Annotated in this window: 22 protein-coding genes; 15 read left to right on the forward strand and 7 right to left on the reverse strand. The window is 68.2% G+C overall.

Features of this window, described 5'->3' with window-relative positions:
• The first annotated feature begins 1 nt into the window (after position 1).
• The gene (locus tag CEF10_RS08000; protein WP_101067604.1) at positions 2–2,194 is read left to right on the forward strand and encodes a heavy metal translocating P-type ATPase; all 2,193 of its coding nucleotides are present in this window, start codon (positions 2–4) and stop codon (positions 2,192–2,194) included.
• Positions 2,195–2,198: 4 nt separating this feature from the next.
• Positions 2,199–2,357, forward strand: a complete 159-nt coding sequence (gene ccoS, locus CEF10_RS08005) for a cbb3-type cytochrome oxidase assembly protein CcoS (protein WP_101067605.1) — start codon at positions 2,199–2,201, stop codon at positions 2,355–2,357.
• Positions 2,358–2,373: 16 nt separating this feature from the next.
• Here the strand turns inward: ccoS and CEF10_RS08010 are convergent, their stop codons facing one another.
• Positions 2,374–3,759, reverse strand: a complete 1,386-nt coding sequence (locus tag CEF10_RS08010; RefSeq protein WP_101067640.1) for a D-alanyl-D-alanine carboxypeptidase family protein — start codon at positions 3,757–3,759, stop codon at positions 2,374–2,376.
• Positions 3,760–4,218: 459 nt separating this feature from the next.
• Here CEF10_RS08010 and CEF10_RS08015 point away from each other — a divergent pair, with 459 nt between their 5' ends.
• The 5 genes from CEF10_RS08015 to hemF all read left to right on the forward strand — a co-directional run bounded on the left by CEF10_RS08015 (position 4,219) and on the right by hemF (position 7,917).
• Positions 4,219–4,578, forward strand: a complete 360-nt coding sequence (locus CEF10_RS08015; protein ID WP_101067606.1) for a hypothetical protein — start codon at positions 4,219–4,221, stop codon at positions 4,576–4,578.
• Between the two features lie 180 nt (positions 4,579–4,758).
• Entirely contained in the window at positions 4,759–5,097 is a 339-nt protein-coding gene (gene clpS, locus CEF10_RS08020) for an ATP-dependent Clp protease adapter ClpS (RefSeq protein WP_101067607.1), read from the forward strand.
• 7 nt (positions 5,098–5,104) lie between these two features.
• Positions 5,105–6,112 carry a class I SAM-dependent methyltransferase gene (locus CEF10_RS08025; RefSeq protein WP_101067608.1) on the forward strand — a complete coding sequence of 336 codons (1,008 nt, stop codon included), beginning with the start codon at positions 5,105–5,107 and terminating at the stop codon, positions 6,110–6,112.
• 61 nt (positions 6,113–6,173) lie between these two features.
• Complete coding sequence (locus CEF10_RS08030; protein WP_101067609.1) at positions 6,174–6,974, forward strand: SDR family NAD(P)-dependent oxidoreductase; 801 nt, start codon at positions 6,174–6,176, stop codon at positions 6,972–6,974.
• A gap of 46 nt (positions 6,975–7,020) precedes the next feature.
• Positions 7,021–7,917, forward strand: a complete 897-nt coding sequence (hemF, locus tag CEF10_RS08035; RefSeq protein ID WP_408638434.1) for an oxygen-dependent coproporphyrinogen oxidase — start codon at positions 7,021–7,023, stop codon at positions 7,915–7,917.
• A gap of 97 nt (positions 7,918–8,014) precedes the next feature.
• Here the strand turns inward: hemF and CEF10_RS08040 are convergent, their stop codons facing one another.
• The 5 genes from CEF10_RS08040 to CEF10_RS08060 all read right to left on the reverse strand — a co-directional run bounded on the left by CEF10_RS08040 (position 8,015) and on the right by CEF10_RS08060 (position 10,639).
• A complete protein-coding gene (locus CEF10_RS08040; RefSeq protein ID WP_101067611.1) occupies positions 8,015–8,572 on the reverse strand; it encodes a F0F1 ATP synthase subunit B in 558 nt (185 codons plus the stop codon).
• A 5-nt stretch (positions 8,573–8,577) separates the two neighbouring features.
• On the reverse strand, positions 8,578–9,141 hold the full coding sequence (locus CEF10_RS08045) for a F0F1 ATP synthase subunit B' (protein ID WP_101067612.1): 564 nt from the start codon (positions 9,139–9,141) through the stop codon (positions 8,578–8,580).
• 88 nt (positions 9,142–9,229) lie between these two features.
• Positions 9,230–9,466 (reverse strand): F0F1 ATP synthase subunit C, encoded by a 237-nt coding sequence (locus CEF10_RS08050; RefSeq protein ID WP_101067613.1) that lies wholly within the window; start codon positions 9,464–9,466, stop codon positions 9,230–9,232.
• Between the two features lie 53 nt (positions 9,467–9,519).
• The gene (locus CEF10_RS08055; protein WP_101067614.1) at positions 9,520–10,278 is read right to left on the reverse strand and encodes a F0F1 ATP synthase subunit A; all 759 of its coding nucleotides are present in this window, start codon (positions 10,276–10,278) and stop codon (positions 9,520–9,522) included.
• Complete coding sequence (locus tag CEF10_RS08060; RefSeq protein ID WP_101067615.1) at positions 10,268–10,639, reverse strand: AtpZ/AtpI family protein; 372 nt, start codon at positions 10,637–10,639, stop codon at positions 10,268–10,270. Before CEF10_RS08060 ends, CEF10_RS08055 begins: the two co-directional genes overlap by 11 nt.
• A gap of 229 nt (positions 10,640–10,868) precedes the next feature.
• Between CEF10_RS08060 and CEF10_RS08065 the strand changes: the two genes are divergently transcribed.
• Positions 10,869–11,222: an ArsR/SmtB family transcription factor gene (locus tag CEF10_RS08065; protein WP_101067641.1), complete on the forward strand. Its 354-nt coding sequence runs from the start codon at positions 10,869–10,871 to the stop codon at positions 11,220–11,222.
• Positions 11,223–11,232: 10 nt separating this feature from the next.
• On the opposite strand, the gene CEF10_RS08070 is transcribed toward CEF10_RS08065, so the two are convergent.
• Positions 11,233–12,114: a LysR family transcriptional regulator gene (locus CEF10_RS08070; RefSeq protein WP_101067616.1), complete on the reverse strand. Its 882-nt coding sequence runs from the start codon at positions 12,112–12,114 to the stop codon at positions 11,233–11,235.
• 156 nt (positions 12,115–12,270) lie between these two features.
• Here CEF10_RS08070 and CEF10_RS08075 point away from each other — a divergent pair, with 156 nt between their 5' ends.
• The 7 genes from CEF10_RS08075 to rpsP all read left to right on the forward strand — a co-directional run bounded on the left by CEF10_RS08075 (position 12,271) and on the right by rpsP (position 16,986).
• Entirely contained in the window at positions 12,271–12,555 is a 285-nt protein-coding gene (locus CEF10_RS08075; protein WP_101067617.1) for an acylphosphatase, read from the forward strand.
• A gap of 152 nt (positions 12,556–12,707) precedes the next feature.
• On the forward strand, positions 12,708–13,292 hold the full coding sequence (locus tag CEF10_RS08080; protein WP_101067618.1) for an FMN-dependent NADH-azoreductase: 585 nt from the start codon (positions 12,708–12,710) through the stop codon (positions 13,290–13,292).
• A 79-nt stretch (positions 13,293–13,371) separates the two neighbouring features.
• Entirely contained in the window at positions 13,372–13,845 is a 474-nt protein-coding gene (locus CEF10_RS08085; RefSeq protein ID WP_101067619.1) for a hypothetical protein, read from the forward strand.
• A 220-nt stretch (positions 13,846–14,065) separates the two neighbouring features.
• Entirely contained in the window at positions 14,066–15,592 is a 1,527-nt protein-coding gene (ffh, locus tag CEF10_RS08090; protein WP_101067620.1) for a signal recognition particle protein, read from the forward strand.
• A gap of 78 nt (positions 15,593–15,670) precedes the next feature.
• Entirely contained in the window at positions 15,671–16,276 is a 606-nt protein-coding gene (locus CEF10_RS08095; RefSeq protein ID WP_101067621.1) for a GNAT family N-acetyltransferase, read from the forward strand.
• The gene (locus tag CEF10_RS08100) at positions 16,269–16,565 is read left to right on the forward strand and encodes a chorismate mutase (RefSeq protein ID WP_101067622.1); all 297 of its coding nucleotides are present in this window, start codon (positions 16,269–16,271) and stop codon (positions 16,563–16,565) included. Before CEF10_RS08095 ends, CEF10_RS08100 begins: the two co-directional genes overlap by 8 nt.
• Before the next feature lie 52 nt (positions 16,566–16,617).
• Complete coding sequence (gene rpsP, locus CEF10_RS08105) at positions 16,618–16,986, forward strand: 30S ribosomal protein S16 (RefSeq protein WP_101067623.1); 369 nt, start codon at positions 16,618–16,620, stop codon at positions 16,984–16,986.
• Positions 16,987–17,085 lie beyond the last annotated feature (99 nt).

Below are 17,085 nucleotides of genomic sequence, written 5' to 3' on the forward strand. Positions count from 1 at the left end.
GATGACCGTTGCCTCGCGTCCCGCCGCGTCAGCCTGTCCCGCGTGCGCCGCCGCCCCTGCGGCCGAGCGATTGGCAGAAAGCGCCCGCGCGGCACAGGACGCGCGGATCGCGCTTTCGCTGCCCACGATCCACTGTTCGGCCTGCATCACCAGGATCGAGAAGGCGCTGAACGCCCACCCCGATGTCACCTCGGCGCGGGTGAACCTGACGCTCAAGCGCGCCAGCATCGAGGCCGCGCCCCACGTTACCGCCCGCGAGATGAAAGAGCTTGTCGAGGGGCTGGGCTACGAGGCGCATGAACTCGACGCCGGCACGCTGAACGCGACGGCCACCGACACGGCGGGCCGCGATCTGCTGATGCGGCTGGCCGTGGCCGGCTTCGCGGCGATGAACGTCATGCTGCTGTCGATCTCGGTCTGGTCGGGGGCCGAGGGGCCGACGCGCGACCTGTTCCACTGGATCTCGGCGGCGATCGCGTTGCCGGCCATCGCCTTTTCCGGCCAGCCGTTCTTCCGCAACGCCTGGGCGGCGCTGGCGAACCGGCAGCTCAACATGGACGTGCCGATCACCTTGGCCATCGTGCTGGCGATCGTCACCTCGCTGTGGGAAACCGCGCTGTCGGGCAGGCACGCGTATTTCGACGCCGCGCTTGCGCTCACGTTCTTTTTGCTGGCGGGGCGCTACCTCGATCACCGGACGCGCGCGATCGCCCGGTCGGCGGCCGAGGAACTGACCGCGCTCGAGGTGCCGCGCGCCCTGCGCGTGACCGACGACGGCGAAACCCGGGAGGTCGCCGCGGCCGACCTGGCTTTGGGTGATTTGGTGCGCGTGCGGCCCGGCGGGCGCATGCCCGTTGACGGCGAAATCACCGAGGGAACCTCGGAGATCGACCGCTCGTTGCTGACGGGCGAGACCGTGCCGGCCTTCGCCGCGCCGGGGCAGGCGGTCAGCGCGGGCGAGGTCAACCTGACAGGCCCGCTGACGATCCGGGCCACGGCGGTAGGCGCGGACACTTCGCTGCACCGCATGGCCGACCTGGTCGCGATCGCGGAGTCGGGGCGCTCGCGCTACACCTCGCTTGCTGACGCGGCGGCCAAGCTCTATGCGCCGGGCGTGCATATCCTGGCCGGGCTCGCCTTCGTTGGCTGGTATCTTTACACGTGGGACATGCGCACGGCCCTCAATATCGCGGCGGCCGTTCTGATCATCACCTGCCCCTGCGCGCTGGGGCTGGCCGTGCCGGCGGTGACGACGGCCGCCTCGGGCCGGCTGTTCCGTCGCGGCATGCTCATCAAGCACGAAACCGCGCTGGAGCGGCTGGCGCAGGTGGACACCGTGGTGTTCGACAAGACCGGGACGCTGACGGCCGGCACGCCCGAACTCTCGAACCTGGACGAGGTCCCGCAGGAGGCCGCATCGGTCGCCCGCGCGCTGGCCGAAGGGTCGTCGCACCCGCTGAGTCGCGCGCTGGCCGAAGCCGCGCGCGCCACGGGCATCGTGGCAGCACGGGTCGAGGACGTGACCGAGGTCCCGGGCTACGGCACGCGCGGCACCTGGCAGGGCCGCGAGGTGCGGCTTGGACGCGCCGCCTGGGTGGGGGCCGATGCGCGCGCGGACACCACCGCCTGGCTGAAGCTCGGTGACGCCGCGCCGGTGCCCTTCACCTTCACCGACCGGTTGCGCGATGGTGCGGCCGAGTCGGTCGCGGCGCTGCGCGACGCGGGCAAGGACGTCTGGCTTATGTCGGGCGACACGGTCCCGGCGGTGCGCGCGCTGGCCGGCAAGCTGGGCATCGACCAGTGGGCGGCCGAGGCGCTGCCCGAGGACAAGGCCAAGCGCGTGCAGCAGATGGCGGACGCGGGCCGCCGCGTGCTGATGGTGGGCGACGGGCTGAACGACACGGCGGCGCTGGCGGCGGCGCATGTCTCGATCTCGCCCGCGACCGCGCTGGATGCCGCGCGTGTGGCCAGCGACATCGTCCTGCTGGGCGGGGATCTGTCGCCCATCGCCGCCGCCTGTGATACGGCGCGCGCCGCGACCCGGCGCATCCGTGAGAATTTCCGCATCGCGACCGTCTACAACATCGTGGCCGTGCCGCTCGCGGTGGCGGGGCTGGCCACGCCGCTGATCGCGGCCTTGGCCATGTCCGCCAGTTCCATTACCGTGTCGCTCAACGCGCTGAGGTTGAGGTGACCCCATGAACGTTCTGGCCTATCTGATCCCGATCTCGCTTCTGCTTGGGGGGTTGGGCCTTGTCTTTTTCGTCTACACGGTGAAATCCAACCAGTACGACGACCCGGAAGGGGACGCGCGCCGTATCCTGAGCGACGAATACGACGACCACCCCAAACCGTGAGCGAGCGCGGGTGGCGTCAGGCGCCGTCGTCGCCGGGGCCGATCATGAAGCACGTGACCTGCTTGGCCTGAAGCCGCCTGCAGGCGAGGTCGGCGGTCTGCCGCGTCAGCCCCATGAAATTGGCATCGAAGCCGCCTTCGCTTTCGGTGACCTTGCGCAGTGCCCCGTCGAGCGTGCTCATTTCGCTCAACGCCGTGGCGAGAAGCACGCGGCGCGCCTTGTAGCGGCTGGGGTAGCGCCCGATGTTGATGCCCCAGTGCCGGCCGCTCGACGTCGAGACCCGTTCGACCACGCGCGACTCCGTGCTGCCATCGGTCGATCCCGTGGCAGGCTCCGCCGTGTCGGCCGGTGCGGCGGGCTCGGCCTTGGCCAGGTGCAGGGTCTCGGGGCGGGCGACCGGGGTGACCCCCGCCGGCGCGGCCTCGGCCTTTGCCACCTGTTTTACGACCTTGTCGATATCCTCGCGGGAGGCGATCGCCACCGGCGGTGTGTCCGGCCGCGGCCGGGCCACGGGCCGCAGGCTCTTGCGCACGGCGGCCGCGGCGGGAAGGCGCACCACCTTGCCGACGCCGCCGGGCGTGCCGTCGTTGACCTGGCCCATGTAGGGCGGGCGCTTGGGGGCGTGCACCGCCACCCGGGTCGCCGCCTTGCGGAACCCGAGATCGAGCAACTCGGCCACCTTGGCGTTGCGCGTGCGGGTGGAGCGCCCGCCGAAGACGGTGGCGATCACGCGTTCGCGGCCGCGCCGCGCGCTGGCCACGAGGTTGAAGCCCGCCGCGCGGGTATAGCCCGTCTTGATGCCATCCGCCCCGCGGTAGCTGCGCAGCAGGCGCCGGTTCGTGTGATAGACCTTGCGAACGCCGGCATGCGTCGAGATGCGCGAGAACAGGTTGTAGTAGTCGGGGTAGTCGTAGAACAGGTGCCGGCCCAGCACGGTCATGTCTCGGGCGGTGGACAGGTGGCCGTCCTCGGTCAGCCCGTGGGCGTTCTTGAAGTGGGTGCGGGTCATGCCCATGGCCTTGGCCGTGCGGTTCATCCGCCGGGCGAAGCGGGCCTCCGAACCCTCGATCGCCTCGGCCAGCGCGGTGGCCGCGTCATTGGCCGATTTCACCGCAGCGGCCCGGATGAGATACCGCAGCCGGATCTTCTGCCCGGTGCGCAGTCCCAGCTTGCTGGGCGGTTCACTCGCCGCGTGGCGGGAAACGGTCACCGGCGTGTCGAGGTCGATCTCGCCGTTCTCCACGGCCTCGAAGACCACGTAGAGCGTCATCATCTTGGTCAGGGATGCGGGGTGCAGACGGGTGTCGGCGTTCTCTGCGTGCAGGACCTTGCCGTTGCGCGCATCGATCACCATCGCGGCATACGGGGCCGCGCCCGCGCTGAGCGGTACGATCACCAGCATCCAGACCGCGGCGATGATGAACGGAGCCCAACGGGCCGGGTGCCTGCGCCGAACCTTCACGGGTGTCCTGCCTTTTCCTGCCTCGTGCCGCCGGTTTCTTGGCTGGCTTATCGGTTACACATCGAACGGTAGCACATCAATCGCGTCCAATAAAGCGCTCAATTTGCACGATTTTGTGGCGAACGGCAAGGTTGTTTCCCCATATGTTGCGACGCGCGCGCAGGCGCACGCAAGACCGGCCAATGTGGCGCGAATGTGGCGCCGCGCCGCCCGGGGCCGCGCACGCCGGATTGCCCCCCGGTCACGGCAGCTTGCGCGCCGGTGACGCGCTTTTCACGTCGTGGCGACTGCTGTTTTCAAGGCGGCGTGCGCGCTCCATGTGATTAGCAGACGGGCGCCAAACGCCATGCACCGCGCCCCGAAAACAGGAAACTCGTGACACCCGAAAGGAGGTCCACCATGCGTACCGCACTCAGCATTCTGGCACTTGTTGCCGCAACCACAGCCCCTGCATTCGCAGGCGACCTGGACACCAACGACCGCGACACCATGAACATGATCGCGCGGCTGGATCCGAATGACCGCGACACCATGAACATGATCGCGCGTCTGGATCCGAATGACCGTGACACGATGAACATGATCGCGCGTCTGGATCCGAATGACCGCGACACCATGAACATGATCGCGCGTCTGGACCCGAACGACCGCGACACGATGAACATGATCGCGCGTCTGGATCCCAACGACCGCGACACGATGAACATGATCGCGCGTCTGGATCCGAACGACCGTGACACCATGAACATGATTGCCTGACGCCGCAACGTCGGACGATCCCAAACGGGCACCCTGTGGGGTGCCCGTTCGTTTTCGGCCGCCGCGATCGTTCTTGGCTGCGTGTATTCCCGACGCGGGGTCCGATGCCCCCTTTTCTCCACCCCCTCCGGGATTATATAACGGCCTCAAGGAATTCCACGCCGAGATCGCCTGTCAGACATGATTGAACGTCCATTGAAATTGGCCGGTAACAGCGACGACGACGGGGATTCCTCCGTCGTTCTCGAGACGCGGAAGAAAACGGCGCGGCCCCCGCTCTACAAGGTGCTGATGCTGAACGACGACTATACGCCGATGGAGTTCGTCGTCGCCGTGCTGGAGCGTTTCTTCGGCATGAGCCACGCACAGGCCTTCGAGATCATGCTGACCGTGCACAAGAAGGGTGTCGCGGTGGTGGGCGTGTTCAGCCACGAGATCGCCGAGACCAAGGTTGCGCAGGTGATGGATTTCGCCCGGCAACACCAGCACCCGCTGCAATGCACCATGGAAAAAGAGTAATCCGCCCGTGACCGGATCCCGCCTGGCCCAGGCGCTCGGCCAAGGCGGTCCTGCGCTGCCCGAGGACGGGCGCATTGCCGTTTTCGCGCCGACGACCGAAACCGATCTGTCGCCGCTTCCCCGCGAACTGTGCCACGTGATCAGCGGCTTTCGTCCGGATCACGATCATTTCGCCGCGCTGGGCTATGCCTGCAGCGTCCGGCCCGAGGGGCGGTATGCTGCGGCGCTCGTGTGCCTGCCGCGCGCCAAGGATCAGGCGCGGGCGCTGGTGGCGCGGGCCGCGGCCGACACGGACGGGCCGGTGATCGTGGACGGGCCCAAGACGCTGGGGATCGAATCGGTGCTGCGCGACTGCCGCCGCCGCGTGGATGTCGAAGGGCCGGTTTCGAAGGCGCATGGCAAGCTGTTCTGGTTTGCCGCCGACGCCGGGGCGTTCGTTGACTGGTTGCCCGACGAGGCCGGGACGGTCGTGGACGGCTTCCATACCCGGCCCGGCGTCTTCTCGGCCGACGGGATCGATCCGGCGTCGCGGTTGCTGGCCGACAGCCTGCCCAGGCGGCTGGGCGCGCGCATCGCGGACCTTGGCGCCGGCTGGGGGTATCTTTCGTCACGGGTGCTGGAGGGCCGCCCGGAGGTGGAGGTGCTGCATCTGGTCGAGGCGGAGCACGCGGCGCTGGACTGCGCCCGGCGCAACGTGCTGGACGCGCGCGCGCGCTTCCATTGGGAGGATGCGACGCGCTGGCGTCCCGACGCGCCGCTCGACACGGTGATCACGAACCCCCCGTTTCACAAGCAGCGCGGGGCCGATCCCGAAATCGGCAAGACCTTCATCGCCGCCGCGGCCGGGATGCTGCGGCCCGGCGGCACGCTCTGGGTCGTCGCCAACCGGCACCTGCCCTATGAGGCCGCCATGACCGCGCTGTTTCCCGGCACGACGGAATCGGCCGGCAATTCGCGGTTCAAGGTCCTGCGGGGTGTGCGTCCGTCGCGCGGACGCTCTCGCACCCGCGGGTGAATTGGCCTAGTCTGCGGGGTCGGCCGAATCGAAACTCAGCCGCATCACGAGGAACCCACAGATGCCTTTCTCCATATCCGGCAAGACCGCCATCGTGACCGGTGGCGCGAACGGGATCGGGCTGGCCATCGGCCGGCACTTCGTGGACCAGGGCGCCAACGTCATGTTCGCGGACATCGACGAGGCGCGGCTCGAGAAGGAACTGGGCGACAAGGTGGATGGCCCCAACATCCGCTATTTCGCCGGAGACCTGCGCGAGCACCTGACGCAGGCGAACCTGCTGTCCGCGACCATCGACGCCTTCGACCAGGTCGACATCCTGGTCAACGGCTCGCGACAGGTCGTCGCCTCAGATCCGCTCAGCCCGAACGACGACGGCGTGGAGATGCTGCTTCAGCAGAACCTGCTCACCTCCCTGCGCATGAGCCAGTTGGTCGCGAAGCGGATGATAAAGCAGGCCGAGGGGATCGAGACGGCGTGCGCGGGCACGATCGTCAACCTGTCCTCGATCGCGGCGCGGCGCACCCACCCCGATCTCCTGGCCTATTCGGTGTCGTCGGCGGCGCTTGACCAGATGACGCGCAGCCTGGCGGTCGCGCTGGCCCCCCGGCGGATCCGGGTGAACGCGGTCGCCTTTGGCTCGGTGATGTCCGCCAGCCTCAAGGACACGCTCAAGACCAACCGTTCCTACCGGTCCGACATAGAGGAGCACACGCCGCTGGGGCGCATCGCCTCGCCCACGGAACTGGCGGAGGCGGTGCAATACCTGTCGTGCGACAGCGCGGGGTTCATGACGGGCCAGATCATGACGGTGGACGGGGGGCGCACCCTGCTTGACCCGGTCGCGGCGCCGGCGCATTGAAGGCCGTGCCGCCCCGCGGCCCAAGCGGATGGCCAGCCAAGGGAGGATGCGAGTGAGCGAGCAGCTTGTCGAGGAAAGACGCCGCGCCGCGGCCTGGTTCCGCGCCCTGCGGGACGAGATCGTGGCCGCCTTCGAGCGGGTCGAGGACGACCACGCGACCGGCCCGCTGTCGGAGCAGGCACCAGGGCGCTTCGAGGTCAGCGAGACGACGCGCCAAAGCGACGACGGCAGCGACGCCGGGGGCGGGCTGATGAGCGTGATGCGCGGCGGCCGCGTGTTCGAGAAGGTCGGGGTCAACGTCTCCGAGGTCTACGGCCAGCTTGGCGACGCGGCGCAACAGGCGATGGCCGCCCGCGGCGTGCCGGGGATGGACAGCGACCCGAGCTTCTGGGCCAGCGGAATCAGCCTGGTGGCGCACATGCAGAACCCCCACGTGCCGGCCGTTCACATGAACACGCGCATGTTCTGGACACCGCACGCCTGGTGGTTCGGCGGCGGGTCCGACCTGAACCCCTGCATCGAATACGAAGATGATACCGCGCATTTCCACGCGATGCAGAAGGCGCACCTCGACCCGCACGGGACCGAGCACTACCCGCGGCTGAAGGCCTGGGCGGACGAGTATTTCTATATCCCGCACCGGCACCGCGCCCGGGGCGTCGGCGGCATCTTCATGGACGACCACAACACCGGCGACTGGGAGGCCGACTTCGCGCTGACGCAGGATATCGGCCGGGCGTTCCTGCCCGCGTTCCTGCCGCTGGTCGAGAAACGGCGGGGGCAGAGCTGGACGGACGCGGACCGCGACACGCAGCTCATACACCGCGGCCTCTATGCCGAATACAACCTCGTCTATGACCGCGGCACGAAATTCGGCCTGGCCACCGGCCATGACGCCAATGCGGTTCTGATGAGCCTGCCACCCTTGGCGAAGTGGGTCTGAGGCCTGCGCGGCGCGCAGGCGGCCCGGCAAGCATGAATGACCCCGGGCCGCGCGGCCCGGGGTCATGTATCACGACGGACGCGGAACGTGTGCCGCGTCAGTGCAGCTTGGACTCGACTTCGTCGATCGACGCGTCGATAAGCTTGTTGCCCTCGGTGGCGGTCATCTGCTTGGCGATGACGTCGCGCGCCGCGGCCACGGCGACATTGACTGCCTCGTCGCGCACTTCCTTCACGGCGTTCGCCTCGGCCGAGGCGATCTGTTCCTCGGCGGCCTGCATCCGTCGCGCGATGGTCTGCTTGAGGTCTTCCTTGGCCTGCTCGGCGGAGGCGGCGGCCTCCTCCTTGGCATGGGCGATGATGCGTTCGGACTGCGCCTGCACGTCCTTCTGCTTGCGTTCGTAACTGGCCAGCAGGCTCTGGGCCTCCTCGCGCAGCGCGCGGGCCTCGTCGAGCTCGGACCGGATGCCCTGCGCGCGCTTGTCGAGCATCCCGCCCAGACGCGTCGGCACGCGGAAGTAGACAAGCACGGCGATGAACAGGATGAAGGCCAGAAGCACGACGAAATCCGTGTTCTCCAGAGAGAAGAACGGACCGGATGCCGCCAGCGCCGGCGTGGCGGCGACCGTCGCCGTCAGGGTTGCGAGTGTGCGCATCGGTGTCATCCCTTCAGCCTCTTGTCCACGGCGTCGGTCACGGCCTTCTCGTCGGCCTTGAAGCCAAGCGCCGAAACGACCTCCTGAGCGGTGTCGCGCGCGACTTCCTTGACGCTTTCCATGGCGCTGGCGCGGATCTCCTCGATCCGCTTCTCGGATTCGGCTGCCTTGGCCGCGATCTCGGCATCGGCCTTCTCGGTCGCCTCGTCCAGATCGGCCTGGATCTCGGCCTTGGCGTCGGCGATGATCTTGTGCGCCTCGGCCCGGGCGTCGGCCAGCGCCTTGTTGTAGGCCTCCTCGGCCTCGGCTGCCTTGGCCTTCAGGTCTTCGGCCGCGGCCAGGTCATTGGTGATCGTGCCCTTGCGCTCGGCCAGGATGGCCGCGATGCGCGGCAGCGCGATGCGCGACAGCACGAAGTACAGCACGACGAGTGTGACCAGCAGCCAGAAGATCTGGTTGGCGTAGGTCGAGAAATCGAGCTGGGGCATGCCCGGGCCCTGGGCCGCGTCGGCCGCGCCTCGCGCCGCGTCGGCGGCCCCGCCCGTCGCGGCGTTGGTTTCTTCTGCCATTGCGGCGTCCTCCTTGGGAACTTCCGATTACACCGGGCGGGTGCGATGATGCCCCCGCCCGGCCGTAAGGATCAAGTTCCGAAAAGGCTCAGACGGCGAACATCAGCAGAAGCGCGACGAGGAACGAGAAGATCCCGAGCGCTTCGGCGAATGCGATGCCGATGAAAAGGGTCGCGGTCTGGCCGCCGGCGGCCGAGGGGTTGCGCAGCGCGCCTGCCAGGAAGTTGCCGGCCACGTGGCCGACACCGATGGCCGCGGCACCCGAACCGATGCCCGCGAGGCCGGCACCGATGTATTGACCCAGTTGTGCGATATCGCCTTCCATTTCGATTTCTCCTTACGTTGGAACTGGCTGATGGTTTGCGGTTCCGACCGGCCTCAGTGCGAGGGGTGCAGCGCGTCCTTCAGGTACACGCAGGTCAGAATGGTGAAGACATAGGCCTGGATGAAGGCCACGAGCACCTCGAGCCCGTACATGGCCGTGACGGCCAGGATGGACACCGGCGCGATGACGGCGACCTGGCTGAAGCCGGCGAACACCTTCATCACGGCATGGCCGGCCATCATGTTGCCCATCAGACGCACGGAGTGGCTGACGGGCCGCACGAAGTACGAGATCAGCTCGATCACGGCCAGCACCGGGCGCAGTGCCAGCGGCGCGCTGGACACCCAGAACAGTTCGAGGAACTTGGCGCCGTTCTTGACGAAGCCCAGAACGGTGACGGTCAGGAAGACCATCAGCGCAAGCACGCCGGTCACGGCGATGTGGCTGGTCACGGTGAAGGCCGTCGGAACGAGCCCGAGGAAGTTGGCGAAGACGATGAACAGGAACAGCGTCATGATGTAGGGGAAGAACTTGACGCCGTCCTTGCCGGCGACATCCTCGACCATCTTGTAGACGAAGCCGTAGGCGAGCTCGGCCACCGATTGCATGTGGCCCGGCACCGTCGCGCGCTTCGAGGTGCCCAGCACCAGAAGTGCGACGACCGCGATCACGGTCAGCGCCATCCAGAGCGTGACGTTGGTGATCGTGAACATGCCCACCGGACCGTCCCCGAACAGGGGCGTCACGATGAACTGGTCCATGGGGTGGAATTCCATCCCGCCGCCTTCGGCACCCTGCGCTTCAGTCGCCATTCCTTGCCCTTTCGTCTTCCCCGTCGCCGGGGGCGTCTTCCTCGGCCGCGGTGGCCGCTTCCTGCTGCTTCTGGATCTCCTGCGCGCTGCGCATCATCGTCTTGATGCCCGCCGCGAAGCCCAGAAACGTGAACAGCACGAGGAACACCGGCAGCGTGCCAAGCAGGCTGTCCAGCCCGTACCCCATGCCGAAGCCGATCAAGAGACCGGCCACGAGTTCGATCACCATCCGCCAGGCAAGCTGCGCCTGGCTGTAATGCTCTTCCTGGTGGGCCTTGCCCGCCGTGGCGTGCTGCGCCTTGGCGGCGGCGATCCTTTCGTCCAGCCGCGCGAGACGATCGTCGTCTTCGGGATCGGTCACGCCTTTGGCCCCCAGAAACGGTTGCCGTTTTGCTATGCGCAGGCGGGGTTCGAGTCAAGCGCGCCGCGGCCGGCGCGATGGGCCTTGCAACCATATGAAATATAACAGTTTTCGGGCGCGGCCGGGCGCGCGCCTGTTTTTGTCGCGGGCGCCGTTAGCGCCAACGCGACCGCGCCCCATGTTCAACCGCGCGGTTGACCGTGGCGCGGGGCGCGCGTATGCGCAGGGCATGGCCGACGCCCTCGACACCGTTTTCGCGGCACTTGCCGATCCGACCCGCCGGGCGATCCTGTCGATGCTGCTGGAGGACGACATGGCCGTGACGGATGTGGCCGAACCATTCGACATGTCGCTGGCCGCCATTTCCAAGCATCTCGGCATCCTCACGCGTGCGGGGCTGATCACGCAGGAACAGCGCGGGCGCGTGAAGTGGTGCAGGCTCGACCCCGGGGCGCTGCGGGCGGCAAGCGTCTGGATGCAGGGGTTCGGCCAGTTCGAGCCGGTCCACCTGGATGCCTTCGAGCGGTTCCTGGCCGAACAGCTGGGGCCGGCCGCGCAGGAACGCCCGGCGCCGCCCGAGTAGGGCGCCGCGCTCAGCCCGGCTCCCAGTCCTTCGCCCGTGTCTTCAGGAATGACAGGAATGCCTGCACCTTCGAGGTGCGATGCAGATCCATGTGGGTGACCAGCCAGAGCGGCGCGCCCCATTCCTCGCGCGGGGGGTGCACCTCGACCAGCCCGCCCATCGCGTTCGCCTGCAGCGTGGCGACGAAGCCGATGCCCGCCCCCTCGGCGATGGCGCGGCGGCGGGCGTGGCCGTCGCTGCTGCGGAACACGACACGGTCGCGGGGCACGTTCTCGTGCATCCAGCGGGCGAAGGGCGCGCGCGACTGTTGGTCGTCGGTGCCGACGAAGCGGTGGCCGGGGTAGTCTGCCGGACCGCCCGGAATGCCGTGCCGGGCGGCGTAGCCTTCGCTCGCGTAAAGCGCGATCCGCCGGGTCAGGAAGGGTTGCACGACGTTGTCGGGTTGCTCGGGCGCAGGACCGGCGCGCACGGCGACATGGGCTTCGCCGTATTCGAGGCGAAACAGCCGGTCGCCCGTCAGGTAACGCACGATGATGTCGGGGTAATCGGCCTGGAAATCGGCCAGGGCCGGGACCAGCAGGTGGCTGAGCCCGGCGATCGAGGTGACCACGAGTTCGCCCGAGACGGCGTTGCCGCGCCCGCGGATGCGCCCGGCGAGCTGATGGAACTGGTCGTCGGTGGCCTGCGCCACGCGCAGCAGGTCCTGCCCGGCCTCGGTCGGGGTGTAGCCGCGCGCGTGACGCTGGAACAGCTTGACGCCGAGCCGGTCCTCGAGCGCGTCGATGTGCCGGATGACGGTGGCGTGATGCACGCCCAGCACCTCGGCCGCTCCGCTGACGGTGCCCACGCGCGCCACCTGGTAGGCGGTGCGCACCTCGTCCCAGTTTTCCATGGCCTCGGCCCCTTCCGTTCCGGCATGCGCGCAGTTGGGCAAATGTGGCGCACCGAGACAAGGGCAATTCGCGTGTCGGGGCGCGGTGTCGCGGCGAACGCCTTGAGCCGCACGCGCCGGTGCTTATCTTTCCGGGTAACGAGCAAGGAGGATGCCATGAGTGAACAGACCAGTGCCGTGCATGCACGGGTGACCGGCCAGGTGCAGGGCGTGTCCTTCCGGGCCTGGACGCAGGCCACCGCCGAGGGGCTCGGGCTGGGCGGCTGGGTGCGCAACACCGATGACGGCGCCGTCGAGGCGGTGTTCCGCGGCCCCTCCGACCGCGTGCAGCAGATGACCGACCTGCTCTACGAGGGGCCGGCCGCCGCCGCCGTGACGCAGGTGGAACTCGATCCTGTCGAGGCGGTGGATGAGGCGCCGGGTTTCGAGATCCGGCTGTGAAACAGTGTGGTCGTGTGCTTCGGCGCGCGCGTTTGGTGCGCGGATAATGTGCGCCAGGGCGCAACAGGTGTTCGATTTAATTTATTGAGTTTCTTGGTGCACATCTCATCTTGGCTGGCGATACGTCTGACCAGCCAGCAGGAGATGCACAGATGACCCAGACCGTTCTCAGGATCGATGCCTCGGCCCGCCGCCAGGGCTCCGTCACCCGGGATCTTGCCACCCGCATCGTCGCGGCCCTGCCCGATGCGCGGGTGATCCATCGAGACCTGGCCGAAAGCCCGGTGCCCCAGATCACCGAAGCATGGGTTGCGGCCAATTTCACGCCGGAGGCCGACCGCACCGCGGCGCAGCGCGCGGCGCTCGGAGAGTCCGACGCCCTTGTCGCGGAGTTGCGGGCGGCCGATACGGTCGTGATCGGGTTGCCGGTCTACAATTTCGGGGTGCCCGCCGCGCTGAAGGCCTGGATCGACCAGGTGGCCCGCGCCGGGGTGACCTTCCGCTACACTGCCGAGGGGCCGGAGGGGCTTCTGGCCGGCAAGCGCGCCATCGTCGCCATGGCCTCGGGCGGCACGCCGGTGGGGGCGCCGATCGACCACGCGACGGGCTACCTTCGCCACATCCTCGGGTTCATGGGGATCGAGGATGTCAGCTTCGTCGCCGCCGACGCGCTGATGGTGGACGAGGCGGCCGCGATGGCCCGCGCCGGGGCGCGCATCGACGAACTTGCCGCCTGACCGGCGGGCGGCCCGGGTGGCCCGGGCCGCCCCGCACCGGGCTTTGACACCCGGCACACGCCCGTGCAGAACGGTCGCCATGAAGGTGACGCATCATACCGACGACCTGCTTGTCGTCGACAACAAGCCGTGGCTGATCGCGGTGATCCTGCTGGGGTTCCTGCTGGTGCCCGTGTGGGGTGGCATCAAGGTGATCACCGAGACCGCGTTGACCGGCTTCGGCATCGGCATGATCGTCGCGGGCGGGCTGTTCATGCTGCCGTTCTTCTGGGGATTCGTGCGTCGCACCCAGATGGTTCTCGACCGGCAGGCGGGCACCGTCACGATCCGCCGGCGCACCATCTTCGGGTACGGCCAGGAAGAACATGCGCTGGACGACCTGCGAGGCGCGGAGGTCGAGACCGACCACGGCGGCAGCAACCGGACGCACCGGATGGTCCTGCGGTTCGGCGACGAGACCAAGCCGTTCCTGAAAAGCTATGCCAGCGGGGAGCGTGCCGAGCGGCTCGCGGAGCTGGTCAACGGCTGGCTGGGCGTCTCGACCGAGGCTTGACTCCGCCGCGGCGGCTGGCTAGTTGGCATCCAAATTCTTCCGGAAGTCCGACCACGCTTCCGGTCCCATGGGCACATGGCCCGGGATCGCCCCCCACCAGCGCGTTGCGCCCGTGGGGGCGCGCGGCGTTTGAGGCGCTTCCGGGGCGCTTGTGGTTTGAACGGGCGGCCCCATCTGTGGGGCAGGATGGCGAACGACCGGCACGAAGGAGGCCGACCGAATGTTCGAAAACCTCTCCGAGCGTCTTTCCGGCGTCCTCGACCGGCTGACCAAGCAGGGGTCGCTGAGCGAGGAGGACGTGCGCACCGCCCTGCGCGAGGTACGCACCGCCCTGCTGGAGGCCGACGTGTCGCTGCCCGTGGCCCGCGATTTCGTCAAGAAGGTCCAGAAGGAGGCCACCGGCCAGGCCGTGACGAAGTCCGTGACGCCGGGCCAGCAGGTGGTCAAGATCGTCCACGACGCGCTGGTCGAGACGCTCTCGGGCGAGGGCGAGCCGGGCGAGCTGAAGATCGACAACGCGCCGGCGCCGGTGCTTATGGTGGGCCTGCAGGGGTCGGGCAAGACGACGACCACCGCCAAGCTGGCCAAGCGCCTCAAGGACCGTGATGGCAAGCGCGTGCTGATGGCCTCGCTCGACGTGAACCGCCCCGCGGCGATGGAACAGTTGCAGGTGCTGGGCACACAGATCGGCGTGGACACCCTGCCCATCGTGAAGGGCGAGGACCCGGTGACCATCGCCAAGCGCGCCAGGACACAGGCCAGCCTCGGCGGCTACGACGTCTACATGCTCGATACCGCGGGCCGCCTGCACATCGACCAGGAACTGATCCGGCAGGCGGCGGAGGTGCGCGACGCGGTGCAGCCGCGTGAAACGCTGCTGGTGGTCGACGGGCTCACAGGGCAGGACGCCGTGAACGTCGCGCAGGAATTCGACGACAAGATCGGCGTGACCGGCGTCGTGCTGACCCGGATGGACGGCGACGGCCGCGGCGGCGCGGCGCTGTCGATGCGCGCGATCACCGGCAAGCCCATCAAGTTCGTCGGCCTGGGCGAGAAGATGGACGCGCTGGAAACCTTCGAGCCCGAGCGCATCGCCGGCCGGATCCTCGGGATGGGCGACATCGTGGCGCTGGTCGAGAAGGCGCAGGAGACGATCGAGGCCGAGCAGGCCGAGCGCATGATGCGGCGCATGACCAAGGGTCAGTTCAACATGAACGACCTGCGCATGCAGCTCGAGCAGATGCAGAAGATGGGCGGCATGGAAGGGCTCATGGGCATGATGCCCGGCATGGGCAAGATGGCCAAGCAGGTGCAGGAGGCGGGCTTCGACGACCGTGTCATCACCCACCAGATCGCGCTGATCCAGTCGATGACGAAGAAGGAGCGCGCGAACCCCAAGATCCTGCAGGCCAGCCGCAAGAAGCGCATCGCCAAGGGCGCGGGGCAGGAGGTCAGCGACCTCAACAAGCTGCTCAAGATGCACCGGCAGATGGCCGACGTGATGAAGAAGATGGGCAAGCAGGGCAAGGGCGGCATGCTCAAGCAGGCCATGGCCGGCATGTTCGGCAAGGGCGGCGGCATGCCCGCCGGCATGGACCCGTCGCAAATGGATCCCAAGGCGCTGGAGCAGGCGGCCAAGCAGATGGGCGCCGGCGCCGGCAAGGCGCCCGGCGGCGGCCTGCCGGGCCTGGGCGGCGGATCGCAGATCCCGTCCGGCCTGTCGGGACTGGGCCGCAAGAAGAAGTGATCGACATGGGGTCATCCTGCCCGAAATATTCCCGCCGGGGGCCCCTGGCCCCGCGGCTTGCACCGGAGGCCGCCTGACATGCCCGCCCGCAACATCCCCGTCCTCGAAACGCGACGCCTGCGCCTGCGGGGCCCCGAGCCCGAGGACTATCCCAACTTCAAGGCGACCTTCGCCTCATACCGCTCGCGGTTCATGGGCGGGCCGCTGAACAAGTACGAGACCTGGATGCTCTACGCCGCCGAGATCGGTCACTGGCATATCCGCGGCTTCGGCATGTGGATGATCCACGACAAGGACACCGACGAAACCTACGGCATGGCCGGCGGCTGGTTCCCCGCCGCCTGGCCGGAGCGCGAGATCGCCTGGATCATCTGGCCCGAGAAGGCCGGCCACGGCTATGCGCTGGAGGCCACGCACGCCGTGCGTGGCTACCTTTACGATACGCTCGGCTGGGAAAGCGCGGTCAGCTATCTTGACCCCAAGGATCTCGATTCCATCCGGCTGGCCGAACGGCTTGGCTGCGTCAAGGACAAGCAGGCCCAGAGCATCGACGGCCACGACGCGGTCTACCGCCACCCCGCGCCGGAGCAGTTGAAATCCGGCCAGCTCCGCGACGGCATCGAGCTGGAGATCAGCCACTACTGCGATCCGCTTTTCAGGCCGAAGGGGTTTCCCGTTGACTGATCACGCCGCCCGCGCCGCCCAGTTGCTCAGTGAGCACCGCGAGAGCATCGACCGGCTCGACGCGATCCTCGTCTATACACTGGGCGAGCGCTTCAAGCACACCCAGGCGGTCGGCCGGCTCAAGGCCGAACACGACCTTCCCCCGTCCGATCCGGACCGCGAGGCGGCCCAGATCGCGCGGCTCGAAGACCTGGCGGACCGGGCCGACCTGGACCCCGAGTTCGCCAAGAAGTTCCTGAACTTCATCATCGCCGAGGTCATTCAGCACCACAAACGGCATCACTCGTAGGCTGCGTGACACCACGCACCGTCCCACGCCATTCGAAAAAGGAGAAACGACAATGGCCATGAAAATCCGCCTCGCTCGCGGCGGCTCCAAGAAACGCCCCTTCTACCGGATCGTCGCCGCCGACGGGCGCATGCCCCGCGACGGCCGCTTCATCGAGCGCCTCGGCACCTACAACCCGCTGCTGCCCAAGGACAGCGAGGACCGCGTGAAGATGAACACCGAGCGCGTGCAGTACTGGCTGGACCAGGGCGCGCAGCCCACCGAGCGGATCGCGCGGATGCTCGAGGCCGCCGGCCTGCGCGAAAAGACCCAGCGCAACAACCCCAACAAGGGCACGCCGGGCAAGAAGGCGCAGGAACGCGCCGCCGAGAAGGCCGAGAAGGCCGCGGCCGCCTCCGCAGAGACCGCCGGCGAGGACTGAACCGGAGGCGCCGGGATGTCCATGCTCGCCCGAGTGGACGCCGCGCCGGCGGGCGCTGCCGGCCGCGCGGCGCGGCCGGCGCCCGGGGGGCGCGCGTGA

The sequence above is a fragment of the Roseovarius salinarum genome (assembly GCF_002834145.1).
Taxonomy (GTDB): domain Bacteria; phylum Pseudomonadota; class Alphaproteobacteria; order Rhodobacterales; family Rhodobacteraceae; genus Roseovarius; species Roseovarius salinarum.